We start from the raw sequence: 12,518 nt of genomic DNA, 5'->3' as shown, positions 1-12,518 counted from the left end.
GAAGAAATGAGTAAAAAATGGCTCTTCCCCATAATGATCGGTCTGGTCCTTGTACTTTCGGGCTGTGATTATTCCCAGGAAGAAAATAGAGACGGTTTTTTCTTTAACACATTCGTACAGCCGATGGATTCATTATTACATTGGCTAGGTGATAACTTAAATCATAACTATGGTTTGGCAATCATCGTCATCACGCTGATCGTCCGTTTAGCTATTTTTCCATTCATGATGCGTACATATAAGAACCAGATGATGATGCGCGAGAAGATGAAAATAGTTAAACCAGAAATGGAAGAGATTCAGAAGAAAACTAAAGTTGCTACAACGCAGGAAGAGAAGATGGAAGCACAGCAGGAAATGATGGCATTGTACAAAAAACATGGCATCAATCCACTTAATATGGGCTGTCTGCCGATGCTGATCCAAATGCCGGTTGTCATGGCACTTTACTTCGCTCTAAGATGGCCGTCCGATGGCGGAATCACAGAGTATCCGGAATTCCTCTGGATGAACCTGACACAGACTGATTACTTCATGGTCGCAATTGCAGGTCTTGTATACGCCGGACAGGCATTTGTATCCATGCAGTTTGTTCCAGAAGAACAGCGTAAACAGATGAAGCTGTTCATGTACATCTCTCCAATCATGATCATCTGGATTTCATTGATTTCTCCTTCGGCCCTTCCACTATACTGGGCAGTTGGCGGTTTATTCCTGATATTCCAGACATGGGCAGGTAACACGTTCTATAAGAAGAAAGTTGCCGAAGAGATGGCACCGATCATCGAAGCGCATGAAAGAGAAAAAGCTGAGAAAGAACAGCGTATCAAGAATGCCAAAGTAATGCCTAAGAAAAAACGTAAAAAGAAATAATAATAATTCTTTTAAGCGAAACACCCCTTCCGTAATTTCACGGAAAGGGTGTTTTATAATTTTTACAGTATTGGTGAGATGAGATTGGCAAAACTTTCTTTAAATTTAATCCATTTACCGCGGGCGGCATATCTTTCTTCAGTGAGAAGTGTTGAATCCTCAACGTCTTTTTCATATATCTCACGGTATTGTCCGGCTTGTTCAGCGTCGTATATAAAGGCATTGACTTCAAAATTCAATAAGAAACTTCTCATATCAATATTCGTCGTTCCGACACTGAGCACTTCATCATCAATCATAACAATTTTCTGATGGAGGAAGCCTTTCTCATATATGTGGACTTCTGCCCCCATTTTCACTAGTGCACCGGCGTTGGAGTAGGTGCCCCAGTAGACGAATGGATGGTCAGGCATATTCGGAATCATCAAATGCACTTTAATTCCGCTTAAAATTGCTATCCTTACTGCTTCCAGAAATGACGGGTCCGGTATAAAATAAGGGGTTTGTATATAGATGGACTTTTTGGCACTGTATATCATCTTTATATAACCGTATTTAATCTGCTGCCATTTTTCATCAGGACCACTCGAAGCAATTTGAATTGGATTTTCACCGTGGTAACCGACAGCCGGAAAGTATCTTTCTTCCCGTGTTAAATTGTTACGTTCTGAATGGGAGTTCCAATCAAGCATGAATCTGAGCTGAAGGGACTTGACTGCCTCACCGCTGATTTTTAAATGCGTATCCCGCCAAAATCCGAATTTTTTATTTAAGCCCAAATACTCGTCACCGACATTGAATCCACCCACATAACCTACTGAACCATCGATAACTACTATTTTCCGGTGGTTTCTATTATTCATCCGGGGATTGATGAGCGGGAGCATGTTCGGGAAGAAAGCTTCCACCTGTCCGCCTTCATTCTTAAATTTTCTGAAGTTCCTTAAAGTGAGTCCCCTTGAGCCGATGTCATCATACAGAAATCTTACTGTAACCCCCTCTTTTTGCTTCTGCAGCAATGCCTCATACAATTCTTTGCCAAGATTGTCCAATCTGAATATATAATACTGGAAATGAATATGGTCTTTGGCATTACGGATATCTTCAAGAAGGCTATCAAATTTGTCCCGGCCATTTGTGAATGTCTCAATGGAATTGTTGACTGTCAAAAATGACTGATTATTGTACAGCAGCATATGAATCAGCTTTTTATGCTTCTCTGCAACGGGATTTGAGAAGTCCAGGGAGTTATTACTTAACTCATCAAGTTGATCTTGAACTAAATGTTCCATTCCCACTTTATCATCTTCCTGGATGATGAAGATTTTTTGATTGTATATTGTACGGCCAAATAACATATAAATGATAAATCCTACAACCGGGAGGAAAAATAGTACAAGAATCCATGCCCAAACACTTTGGGCGCTTCGTCTTTCTAAAAAGATAAGACCGATGGCGAGCAGAAAATTGATGCCAATAATGATTAAAGTAATGATGCTCATTACTCTGGTGCTGAAAAAATAATCAAAAAACAACCAATCCATAACATTCACCTCACTATCATTCTATTATAATATGAAAGATATTTAAAATTTTGTAATATTTAATTTGTAAAATATATAGAAAAAAATGATGTAAAAGGGTAAAATAGAATTAAGACGCAAATGAAGGAGTGTCATTATGCATAAAAACGACAATTCAAAAGTCAAACAAGTCGTCACGATGCTAAATGAACTCGGGGTCAAAGTCAAGGTTTCGAGATCTAGATTCGAAATTATGAATCGCATCGCACACAATGAGAAGTTGCGATTGAAAGAACAGAATATCTAAAATAAACCGCAGCCGAAAATCCGGCTGCGGTTTATTTTACACTTTTTGGCGATATTCACGGAAATATATGCTCATAACAATACCAACAGCAAGCATGTTCGCCCAGAGCCCGCTCCCGCCATAGCTGAGAAATGGCAACGGTATACCTGTAATCGGCAGAAGCTGGATTGTCATGCCGATATTTTGCAATACATGGAACATCAGCAGCGACACATACCCGATTATGAAATAAGAGGAAAAACTATCATTGATCGTCGCTGCGATTCTGAACAGATGAAGCATCAGCATAAATAGAATGACGATTACTATTGTTGAACCTAGGAAACCAAATTCTTCACCGACGATTGTAAAGATAAAATCGGTATGGTTCTCAGGTATGTAAATAATACCGTCTCCAAATCCTTTGCCGGTTATTCCGCCGGAGCCAATTGCTTTAAGTGAGTTGCTTAACTGGAATCCGCCTTCGGTAATGTATTCTTCAGGCTGCAGCCATGAATATATACGCTCAAATTGATAAGGGTGGATTCCCAGGTATCGTTCTAAGAGTTCAGGTCTGTAAAGGATGCCCAATATAAGGACCCCGCCGATAGTCGCCACAACGGCAAGGGTGGGAATGATCAACCACCAGCTTATGCCGGAAACAACAATCATGCCCAAAAGGATCGCAATCATTACAAGTGTCGTGCCCAAATCATTCTGTACAAGAATGAACAGCATGGGAAGGACTGAGACTGCCATCAGTTTAAACAGCAATTTAACATCTACATTCAAGTCACTCGTCAACTTGTACTTGTTATGCTGGCTCACAACATAAGCTAAAGTAAGTATGTAAATGATTTTGACAATCTCCGAAGGCTGGATGCTGAAGAAACCGAATTGATACCAGCTTTTTGCACCATTGATAATTGGTGTGATTGGTGAAACGGGTGCAAAGAAAAGAACCATCAGTGAAAGCACACTTAAACCATAAATGATCCATATATACTGTTTTATCCATTTCATAGGAATGAAAGTCAATACGATGACCATGAAGAAGCCGGAGATGTAGAAAACCATCTGCCGTACACTGAAATCTATATTATACTGTCCGCTCGTCATTGCTGAACGTATCATTATAATGCTTATAACAGCAAGCATCGAGATATACAGAATGAGTATCCAGTCAATCCGAGCAAGTATATTTGTATTTTGTCTTTTGTATCCTTGATTATTTTCCAAGAATTTCACCTTACCCATATTGAAATCATCTTTTAATTATACACTATTATAACCCTGGTTTTTAATATTATCATAATCGCTTTAAACAATTCCACAGCTTTATGCTGTCATCTTTGTGAACTTCATTAGTGATACAGTACAGGGACTATATTATAATAGAGTGAGAATGGCTACTCGACATCACAATTAGAAGGAATGGTAATTTTCTTATGATAGAAGTAACGATTGAACAAATTGCAGAGTTTTGCAGCGGCAAGCTCAACCGTGCTGCCCGAAATATTAAAAGTGAAAAGATGAAAGGTGTCTCAATTGATACACGAACAATTGAAAAAAATAATCTTTTTGTGCCGTTTCTAGGTGAGAATGCCGACGGCCACAGATTTATAGAAGAGGCATTCGAAAAAGGTGCGGCACTCTCGCTCACGGAACACGACCTGGAGCAAGAAGATGCGAGACCTCTAATCAAAGTGGAAGACGGACTTCAGGCACTCCAGCAGATAGCGAAAGCCTATTTGGAACTGGTATCCCCAAAAGTGATTGCAATCACAGGGTCCAATGGCAAGACGACAACGAAAGATATGGTGGAGTGTCTACTTGCACCGCATTTTAAAGTCAAGAAAACCATTGGAAACTACAATAACGAAATCGGTCTGCCATTAACAATTTTACAGCTTGATCATGATACGGATATATCCATATTGGAAATGGGTATGGATTCAAAAGGGGACATAGATTTCCTGAGCAGAATGACATCGCCCGACGTCGCCATCATAACGAATGTTGGGGAATCCCATATTGAAAAATTGGGGTCCAGAGAGAATATCGCAGCAGCTAAATACGAAATTGTTAACGGCTTAAAAGGAACGGGGACTTTTATCTACTCCCGTGATTACCCGCTCCTGGAACAGATCGTGGACAGGGATGTGGATTACACGATTGAAAGCGGCGGATTGGATAAAGCAAACGATTTACAGATTACAAACGTGGAACAGACAGAAAAAGGCACTGTATTTAACATTACGGGTGTGGAATCGGCCGTTGAAATTCCGCAATTAGGTGTTCACAACTCGGCGAATGCAACGCTGGCACTTCTAGCTGCCGGGGCACTGGGTCTGGAAATATCTGAAGTCAAAGACCAATTCCGGAATTTAATAGTAACCGATATGCGTATGCAGCGAGTAAACCATGAATCCGGTGCGATGTTTATCAACGATGCATACAATGCCAGCCCCTCCAGTATGAAAAGTGCAATCAACACTGTCGGGAATATGGACTATGGCTTTAAGATCCTTGTGCTGGCCGACATCCTCGAACTTGGTACTTACAGAAGAGAACTTCATGAATCAGTCGGCGAGTATATCAATGCTTCGGAAAATGGTTTTGATCTGCTGATGACTTACGGTAAGGATGCAAAAATGATTCATGACACAGTCAATAATACCGATAGGAAACATTTTGATTCTTTGGAGGAACTGGCTGAAGAATTGAAAATGCACCTCGGTAAGGACACAGTCGTCTTATTGAAGGGTTCCAGGGGAATGGCGGTGGAAAGGGTGATTGAGTATATCGAATAGACTTGGAGTTTTATTTCTGCATGGTTATACCGGCGGTAGGCATGAACTGGATCCTTTATTTGCCTACTTGAAATCCCGCTACGATTTTGAATATGAATTTCCGGTCTATCCCGGCCACGGTACAGTGCTCGATTTAAAGACAGTCACAGGTGATGAGTGGTTCAAGGAAGCAATGGATGCATATACTGAACTAGAAAAACGGGCGGATGAAATTTATATCGTCGGTTTTTCAATGGGCGGTGTATTCGCCAGTCATATTGCACAGCAGAAAGGAGTTGAAAAACTGCTGCTCATCGCGCCGGCATTTGATTATACAAAGATAACAAAAATAGGGCAGCTGAATTTAACACCCAGACATTTCAGTGAGCATATGAAACTTAATATGTATGGAAAGATTAAAGACCGTATCAAGGATATCCCGCTCAGGGCATTTCAGGAATTCAAAAAAATCATCGAATCAAAAAGAGAAGGTTTAGAAAATATTAAATCGGATACTTTAATTATACATGGCACATTGGATCTGCTCGTCCCTTATGAATCGAGTGTAGAAACCGTCAAGGAAATCCCTAATGCAAAACTTGAGTTGCTGGAAGACGCCCCGCATCTATTTGCGTATACGGAGGAGAGCCAGCTTGAGTTGAATATACTGGCTGAACGCTTTCTTTTTAAGTAATATGGAAAGAGACTTGTGTAAATTTACGGATGATGGTAGAATAGAGAAGTTATGCGTAACGAAAATGAGAAACAAAAAGTCAAAGGAGACTCTAATTTGAAGTTTTTTAAACAATTAGGTGTCAGTGATGAAACCTTAAAATCACTGCAGGAAATGGGATTTGAAACACCAACTCCTATTCAGGAAGAGAGTATACCATACGCTCTTGAAAGAAAAGATATTTTAGGCCAGGCACAGACTGGTACTGGTAAAACTGGTGCATTCGGTATCCCGATCATAGAGAACACAGAGAAGCAGGGCGGCACACAGGTGCTGATTTTAACGCCGACACGGGAATTAGCAGTACAGGTGAGTGAAGCACTCAAACAATTCGCTAAGTATAAGAAACTTGGCGTAAACGTAATCTTTGGCGGAATGAGCATTGAACGCCAGATCAAGGACCTCAAAAGACGTCCGGAAATCATCGTTGGTACACCAGGTCGTATAATCGACCATATCAAACGAAGAACATTAAAGCTCGAGAACATCAGAACACTCGTATTGGATGAAGCAGATGAAATGATGAACATGGGATTCATCGATGATGTGAAATTCATCATGTCCGGTCTTCCTGCAGATGACAGGCAGACATTACTCTTCTCTGCGACAATGCCACCGGCAATCCAGGAGCTTGTCACTCGATTTATGAACAAACCTCAAATCGTTAAGACAATGAATCAAGGCGCAAGCAGCCCACAAATCGAAGAGAGTTATACAATCGTAAAAGAGCTCGAAAAGCTTGAAGTATTCACAGATTTCCTGGATACTCATCAACCGGACCTTGCGATTGTATTCGGCCGTACGAAACGCCGTGTGGATGAACTGACAAGTGCATTGATTGCTAAAGGATATCGGGCAGAAGGTCTGCATGGTGATATCACGCAGTCAAAACGTCTTGAAGTGCTTAAGAAATTCCGTAATAATGCATTGGACATTCTAGTTGCGACAGATGTAGCAGCAAGAGGGCTTGATATCTCAGGAGTATCCCACGTTTACAACTTCGATATTCCGCAGGATGCTGAGAGTTATACACACAGAATCGGTCGTACCGGCCGTGCGGGTAAAGAAGGAATGGCGCTTACATTCGTTAACCCGGTGGAGATGGATTATCTCAGAATGATTGAAAATGAGAAAAAGAAAACAATTGTTGCTCTCAGACCACCAAACAAAAAAGAAGTTCATAAAGCGAGAGAAGAAGAAATCTTTGAGAAGATTAAACTTTGGATTTCCCAAAATGAGAGCGGTCATACGACTGAAATCGCTCAGCGCCTGCTTGAAGAAAACCAGCCTGAAGAGGTTGTGGCAGCACTGTTGAATGAGTTCTTCTTCAGCAAATCAGATGACAGCATTCAGCTTTCATTTGAAAAACCGTTAACCCGCAAAGGCGGACAACGTCGCGGCGGCGGTGGTAAACCTTCCGGCGGTAAAAAACCTTTCAGAAAAGGGCGCAGCGGCGGTGAGCGTGGCGGAGCAGCCCGCAGTGGCGGCGGCAAACGCAACGAACGTAGCGGCGGTCGTCCACAGCAAAAAGGTCAAAAACGCGGAAACAGCAGCCAAGGTGGACGTACTTTCAAAGACCACATTAAATAATGTATATATCACACCCTTTGTCCGGGAATTTCCGGACTGAGGGTGTTTTTATTATATATACCGGTCAGTTGGATATATAATTGAAGAACAATTGAATTTGATTTAGAGTTATACTAGTATGACTCTATTAAAAGGGGGATGAATATGAATGCGATACATAAAAATGTCGTCCATTATCTAAGAGTACGGCATTTCTGGAGATTTCTGATATGGGCTGCAGTAGCAATAGGGATAAGTGCAGCCGCTGCATATTTTGATCTTCCGCACTGGATCTACTGGGCGGCGTCGGGCATTCTGCTGCTGATCTTTATAGTCGGCAGTTTAATCAGACCGGCTGTTTATTACAAAGTCACACGCTACGAGCTGCGGGAGGAAGTTCTGGTTGTCAGAGCGGGGTTCTTCCGTATCTCTACCAAAATGGTTCCGATTAGACGTATACAGGGTGCCGTACTCTCGACAGGTCCGATTTCAAGAAAATACAACTTGGCTAACCTCGTAGTGAGAACCGCAAGTACAACATTTTTTCTGCCGCCTATAAAAATAAAAGAAGCGCAGGCCCTGAAAAGTGAAATTGTTGAGATGGTGAAAGGAGAGGACACTGATGTATAGCCCGCAGAAACTTCATCCTATCGCTTATTTAGGCAGTGTGGTCAATGCGTTTAAAAACTTATGGATTCCAATTATTATTGTCTTATTCAATTCGAGAGAAGTTATTTTTTCAGGCAATATCTCTCTGAAATATATACTGCTTTCAGCAGGCCTGCTCATACTTGCTGTTATCCTCCTGGGGGGATTTGATTTTCTCAATAAATATCGGACGCGATTTTGGATTGAAGAAGGTAAGTTTATATATAAAGACGGCGTTATCTCCAACAGAGAAAAGGAACTGGATATCAGCCGTATCCAATCCATTGATTTCAATGAACCGATATTGCACAGGATCTTTGGTGCAGTCAAACTGGATATCATCACACCGGGTGAGGGTATAAAAATTGATACGATTAAGAAATCCCAGGCTCAATCCATCCAGTCCATTTTATATGATGAAAAAAATCAACTGAATAATGAAACTGTGGAAACCGGGGCTTACAGTGAATGGCCGAAGTCGGAGGAATCAGAGGAAACGTCTTCAGAGCAGTTTGCATTATTATACAAGATGAAAGGCAGATCACTTATACTCATGAGCATGACGAGTGGGGCACTGGGTGCATTTTTAGCAATCGTATTCGGGTTTATCAATCTGATCGGCGCGAATTTCCTGATCGAAAGGTACTTTGAATACTTTGAAGGCCTCGTCAGAAATGTATTTATGGCAATGAGTATCGCAGTTATCATTTTCATCATTGTGGGATATATCGCAGGTATATTGATACTCTCCATCAAATATTTCAATTATTCACTGAAAATGAAAGCCGATGATTTGGTTGTGGAGTACGGTCTGCTTGAAAAGAAACATAAAAGTGTGAATGTTAACAGAGTGCAGAATATCGTCATCAAAGATTCGCTCATCAGACGGATGATTGGATATTATTCCCTGTCGGTGACGATTACAAGTGATTCTCTGGATAGCGAAGACCGTGAGGGGAAAGTGGAACTTTTGCCGTTTATCAAGAAAAAGAGGCTGTATGAAATCATTGATGAAATTTTCCCGAACTATCATGTTGAAGTGCCGGAGAAAGTGGTGCCGGTCAGAGGCTACAGAAGGTACTTCCAGGTCATGCTCTCAATCATCGTTATTGTGACGGGCGCCGTCCAGTATTTCTGGTTCGATTATGCATGGATCGTTGGATTGGTTCTGGCATCGGTGTTCATCATTTCAGGAATATACAGTGCGAGAAACAGTGGATATGTCATTCGCAGCAATGAGATCAATATGATGACAACGGCATTTTTCTCGCGTTCCCATTATGTGATCAAACAGGATAAATTGATTGAAGCCCAGTGGGTGGTCAACCCGTTCCTCATCCGTGCAGATCTTGGTGTCATTACACTCGTGACTGCCGCGGGCATAATGGGATCAAGTGCGACATTGAAGTTCATCGATCAGAAAGATATAGAAAAGATTTGGAACTGGGCAGAGAGGGGGCAATCAGATGGAGAAGATATCACCGAAAGCGATCAAAGTCTGGAGAATTAGAGAATCGATTATTGCAGGTATTATACTGATTGCTGCGCTTACAGCGCTCATACTGTCACTGTGGGTATGGGAATGGATACCATTGTGGGTGCCTCTGGTCATTTTCGCCTTCTTCCTGTATGGCTGTATTTTTCAGATCTGGCTGTTTCCAAAATTGCAGTATAAATATTTCCGGTACCAGGTGCAGGAGGATGAAATCAAGATCCACAGCGGAATATGGGTTAAAAAACAGATCTCTGTGCCTCTATTCCGGGTGCAGAATATCGATACCCATGTGGGTCCGCTAATGCGGCGTTTCGGTTTGAAAAGCATTACGCTGCGGACCTCTGCAGAGAGAGTGGAAATACCGGAACTTGAAGCGGATAAGGCGGATAGTCTCAGAAATGATATCAGAACATTAATCAATGAAAATACGAGGCGGGAAATATGATTGTTGGTCTAGGGACAGATATAATAGAAATAAGTCGTGTAAAAGAGATTGAATCAAGGGATAATCGTCTTTCCAAAAGGATTTTGTCGGAATCGGAGATGGAAAGCTATAACAGCCTGAAGAGTGAAAAACGCAGAATGGAATATCTTGCAGGGCGCTTTGCGGTCAAGGAAGCATACAGTAAGGCACTTGGAACAGGCATCGGCAAAGCTGCCAGCTTCCAGGATGTCATCTGTTTGAATGATAATCTGGGGAAACCGTTTATCGAAGATGATAAAAGAGCGCATGTATCGATCTCTCATGCAAATGAATATGCAGTCGCAACTGTAATTTTAGAAGAAATATAGGAGGTCTGACTGTGTCAGAAAAATATTATAGGGATACCGTAGTTGACGTTGATTTAGACGCGATTCACGAAAATTATAAAATGATACAGAACCTGCACCGCGATAAGACATTTATAGCAGTTATAAAAGCGAATGCCTATGGACTCGGCAGTGTGACTGTCGCTGAATATCTGGCGGCAAGAGGGGTTGGTTTTTTTGCGGTGGCCACATTGGATGAGGCAATTGAACTCCGCATGCACGGCATCCGGGAGAAGATTCTTGTACTCGGGGCAATCCGGCCGGAAGATATCAATAAAGCGATCCAGCACCGCATCGCCGTCACTGCACCGAATTTGGACTGGGTCACGAAAGCACGCGAGAATGTCAGTGATAAATATGACAAGGAAGTATGGATGCATATTAAAGTGAATTCCGGAATGAACCGCCTGGGGACTTCAAATATTGAAGAAATCAACCGGATGATAGAAGAAATCGAAGGGCAGGGAAGCTTTATTTATGAAGGCATATACAGTCACTTCAGTTCTGCAGATATCGATTCAGAAGTAAATGATAAGGAATATGCTGAATTTAAAAGAATTACCGGAGCGGTTAAAAAACCAAAGTATGTCCACATACAAAATTCTGCCGGAGCACTGAGGATCAGTGGTGATTACTGTAATGCGATCCGTGTGGGCATTTCATTGTATGGATATTACACTTCGGAATATATTGAAGAAATTTCCGAAGTGAAATTGAATCCTTCTGTCATGTTGTCCACGAAGGTGATAGATGTGCATACGCTGTCTGCCGGAGAAGGTGTCAGTTACGGTCTGGACCATAAAGCGGAGAGTACTGAAAAAATTGCTACACTGCCGATCGGCTATGCGGATGGTCTGCTGCGCAGACATACAGGCTATAAAGTCAGATTGCAAAATGGGACGGAGTCCCCAATTGTCGGCCGGATCTGCATGGATTCCGCAATGATCAGTGTGCCTTCTGATGTAAAGACGGGCGATGAAGTGACTATCATAAGCAGAGAAGCGGATTCAGAGCAATCGATGGAAAGTTACAGCGAGCATGCACAGACCATTTCGCACGAATCATTAACTACGTTATTAAGAAGAATACCGCGGTCGTATAATGGTGAAGACACGGCATTCGTGCATAATGAAGTGTTAAAATAAACTAGTAATGGTATTTCATACATGTTATAGTTGACATAAGTTTAATGTTACCGGGGAGTGGTCTTCTAATGAGTAATGCAACATTATTTGGCAGTATTGAACTTTCTCTTGAACATGGATATATTGAAATGAGCGAGATTAACTTATCAATTGCCTGCGAGTGTGAAGAATTGGAATGTGAAGCATGGCAGTCGAATGAGGATTTTCTCGTTTACAGCAAAGATGGTGAATAGATGAAAAGAGGAGAAGTATATCTTGCGGATCTATCACCGGTGCAGGGCTCTGAGCAAGGCGGGAAACGTCCGGTAGTCATCATACAGAATAATATTGGCAACTATCACAGTCCGACTGTCATAGTTGCCGCTATTACCGGTAGAATTAACAAAGCCAAGATTCCAACGCATGTGGAGATATCCAAAGATACATATAATCTGGACAAGGACTCTGTAATACTTCTTGAACAGATAAGAACGGTAGATAAGAATAGACTTAGAGAGAAGCTTACATATTTAAATGATGATAAGATGAAGGAAGTGGACAAAGCATTGAAAATCAGTTTGGAATTAATGCCTGCCAAGTCCAAGAAATCTGAATCGAAATCCTGATGGACTTTTGTACGCAAAAGTCTTTTTTCAGTCTGAGGT

Annotated in this window: 14 protein-coding genes; 12 read left to right on the top strand and 2 right to left on the bottom strand. The window is 41.6% G+C overall.

The annotated features are described in order from the left end of the window. Window positions 1-6 precede the first annotated feature (6 nt). The gene (gene yidC / locus ACKRAT_RS12025; protein ID WP_411842620.1) at window positions 7-873 is read left to right on the top strand and encodes a membrane protein insertase YidC; all 867 of its coding nucleotides are present in this window, start codon (window positions 7-9) and stop codon (window positions 871-873) included. A gap of 62 nt (window positions 874-935) precedes the next feature. Here yidC and cls read toward each other — a convergent pair whose 3' ends face one another. Then, on the bottom strand, window positions 936-2,417 hold the full coding sequence (gene cls / locus ACKRAT_RS12020) for a cardiolipin synthase (protein ID WP_411842619.1): 1,482 nt from the start codon (window positions 2,415-2,417) through the stop codon (window positions 936-938). A gap of 136 nt (window positions 2,418-2,553) precedes the next feature. Here cls and ACKRAT_RS12015 point away from each other — a divergent pair, with 136 nt between their 5' ends. Next, a complete protein-coding gene (locus ACKRAT_RS12015) occupies window positions 2,554-2,703 on the top strand; it encodes an Lmo0850 family protein (RefSeq protein ID WP_017549589.1) in 150 nt (49 codons plus the stop codon). A gap of 36 nt (window positions 2,704-2,739) precedes the next feature. Here the strand turns inward: ACKRAT_RS12015 and ACKRAT_RS12010 are convergent, their stop codons facing one another. Beyond that, the gene (locus ACKRAT_RS12010; RefSeq protein ID WP_411842618.1) at window positions 2,740-3,939 is read right to left on the bottom strand and encodes an FtsW/RodA/SpoVE family cell cycle protein; all 1,200 of its coding nucleotides are present in this window, start codon (window positions 3,937-3,939) and stop codon (window positions 2,740-2,742) included. 191 nt (window positions 3,940-4,130) lie between these two features. On the opposite strand from ACKRAT_RS12010, the gene ACKRAT_RS12005 reads away from it, so the two are divergent. From ACKRAT_RS12005 to ACKRAT_RS11960, 10 genes are all read left to right on the top strand, one after another. Continuing rightward, entirely contained in the window at window positions 4,131-5,495 is a 1,365-nt protein-coding gene (locus ACKRAT_RS12005; protein ID WP_411842617.1) for a UDP-N-acetylmuramoyl-tripeptide--D-alanyl-D-alanine ligase, read from the top strand. Beyond that, window positions 5,479-6,168: an alpha/beta hydrolase gene (locus tag ACKRAT_RS12000; RefSeq protein WP_411842616.1), complete on the top strand. Its 690-nt coding sequence runs from the start codon at window positions 5,479-5,481 to the stop codon at window positions 6,166-6,168. Before ACKRAT_RS12005 ends, ACKRAT_RS12000 begins: the two co-directional genes overlap by 17 nt. A 96-nt stretch (window positions 6,169-6,264) precedes the next feature. Next, on the top strand, window positions 6,265-7,797 hold the full coding sequence (locus tag ACKRAT_RS11995; protein ID WP_411842615.1) for a DEAD/DEAH box helicase: 1,533 nt from the start codon (window positions 6,265-6,267) through the stop codon (window positions 7,795-7,797). A 144-nt stretch (window positions 7,798-7,941) separates the two neighbouring features. Then, a complete protein-coding gene (locus ACKRAT_RS11990; protein WP_411842614.1) occupies window positions 7,942-8,406 on the top strand; it encodes a PH domain-containing protein in 465 nt (154 codons plus the stop codon). Next, complete coding sequence (locus tag ACKRAT_RS11985; RefSeq protein ID WP_411842613.1) at window positions 8,399-9,934, top strand: PH domain-containing protein; 1,536 nt, start codon at window positions 8,399-8,401, stop codon at window positions 9,932-9,934. The genes ACKRAT_RS11990 and ACKRAT_RS11985 overlap by 8 nt, the downstream gene beginning before the upstream one ends. Further along, entirely contained in the window at window positions 9,891-10,364 is a 474-nt protein-coding gene (locus ACKRAT_RS11980; protein ID WP_411842612.1) for a PH domain-containing protein, read from the top strand. The genes ACKRAT_RS11985 and ACKRAT_RS11980 overlap by 44 nt, the downstream gene beginning before the upstream one ends. Further along, window positions 10,361-10,711 carry a holo-ACP synthase gene (gene acpS, locus ACKRAT_RS11975; RefSeq protein WP_411842611.1) on the top strand — a complete coding sequence of 117 codons (351 nt, stop codon included), beginning with the start codon at window positions 10,361-10,363 and terminating at the stop codon, window positions 10,709-10,711. The genes ACKRAT_RS11980 and acpS overlap by 4 nt, the downstream gene beginning before the upstream one ends. A gap of 11 nt (window positions 10,712-10,722) precedes the next feature. Further along, the gene (gene alr / locus ACKRAT_RS11970; RefSeq protein ID WP_411842610.1) at window positions 10,723-11,874 is read left to right on the top strand and encodes an alanine racemase; all 1,152 of its coding nucleotides are present in this window, start codon (window positions 10,723-10,725) and stop codon (window positions 11,872-11,874) included. A gap of 68 nt (window positions 11,875-11,942) precedes the next feature. Further along, window positions 11,943-12,107 (top strand): hypothetical protein, encoded by a 165-nt coding sequence (locus ACKRAT_RS11965; protein ID WP_411842609.1) that lies wholly within the window; start codon window positions 11,943-11,945, stop codon window positions 12,105-12,107. Then, window positions 12,108-12,479 carry a type II toxin-antitoxin system PemK/MazF family toxin gene (locus ACKRAT_RS11960; RefSeq protein WP_411842608.1) on the top strand — a complete coding sequence of 124 codons (372 nt, stop codon included), beginning with the start codon at window positions 12,108-12,110 and terminating at the stop codon, window positions 12,477-12,479. The last annotated feature ends 39 nt before the right edge of the window (window positions 12,480-12,518 follow it).

It is taken from the genome of Salinicoccus sp. HZC-1 (assembly GCF_046736035.1).
GTDB lineage: Bacteria > Bacillota > Bacilli > Staphylococcales > Salinicoccaceae > Salinicoccus.
The sequence above is the reverse complement of the archived record's forward strand: the minus strand, read 5'-3'. Positions and strand labels throughout refer to the sequence as shown.

Bases quoted from the DNA above. Each gene is read 5' to 3' on its own strand.
- yidC (WP_411842620.1), top strand. From the start codon at position 7: ATGAGTAAAAAATGGCTCTTCCCCATAATGATCGGTCTGGTCCTTGTA.
- cls (WP_411842619.1), bottom strand. From the start codon at position 2,417: ATGGATTGGTTGTTTTTTGATTATTTTTTCAGCACCAGAGTAATGAGC.
- ACKRAT_RS12015 (WP_017549589.1), top strand. From the start codon at position 2,554: ATGCATAAAAACGACAATTCAAAAGTCAAACAAGTCGTCACGATGCTA.
- ACKRAT_RS12010 (WP_411842618.1), bottom strand. From the start codon at position 3,939: ATGGGTAAGGTGAAATTCTTGGAAAATAATCAAGGATACAAAAGACAA.
- ACKRAT_RS12005 (WP_411842617.1), top strand. From the start codon at position 4,131: ATGATAGAAGTAACGATTGAACAAATTGCAGAGTTTTGCAGCGGCAAG.
- ACKRAT_RS11990 (WP_411842614.1), top strand. From the start codon at position 7,942: ATGAATGCGATACATAAAAATGTCGTCCATTATCTAAGAGTACGGCAT.
- ACKRAT_RS11985 (WP_411842613.1), top strand. From the start codon at position 8,399: ATGTATAGCCCGCAGAAACTTCATCCTATCGCTTATTTAGGCAGTGTG.
- ACKRAT_RS11980 (WP_411842612.1), top strand. From the start codon at position 9,891: ATGGAGAAGATATCACCGAAAGCGATCAAAGTCTGGAGAATTAGAGAA.
- acpS (WP_411842611.1), top strand. From the start codon at position 10,361: ATGATTGTTGGTCTAGGGACAGATATAATAGAAATAAGTCGTGTAAAA.
- ACKRAT_RS11965 (WP_411842609.1), top strand. From the start codon at position 11,943: ATGAGTAATGCAACATTATTTGGCAGTATTGAACTTTCTCTTGAACAT.
- ACKRAT_RS11960 (WP_411842608.1), top strand. From the start codon at position 12,108: ATGAAAAGAGGAGAAGTATATCTTGCGGATCTATCACCGGTGCAGGGC.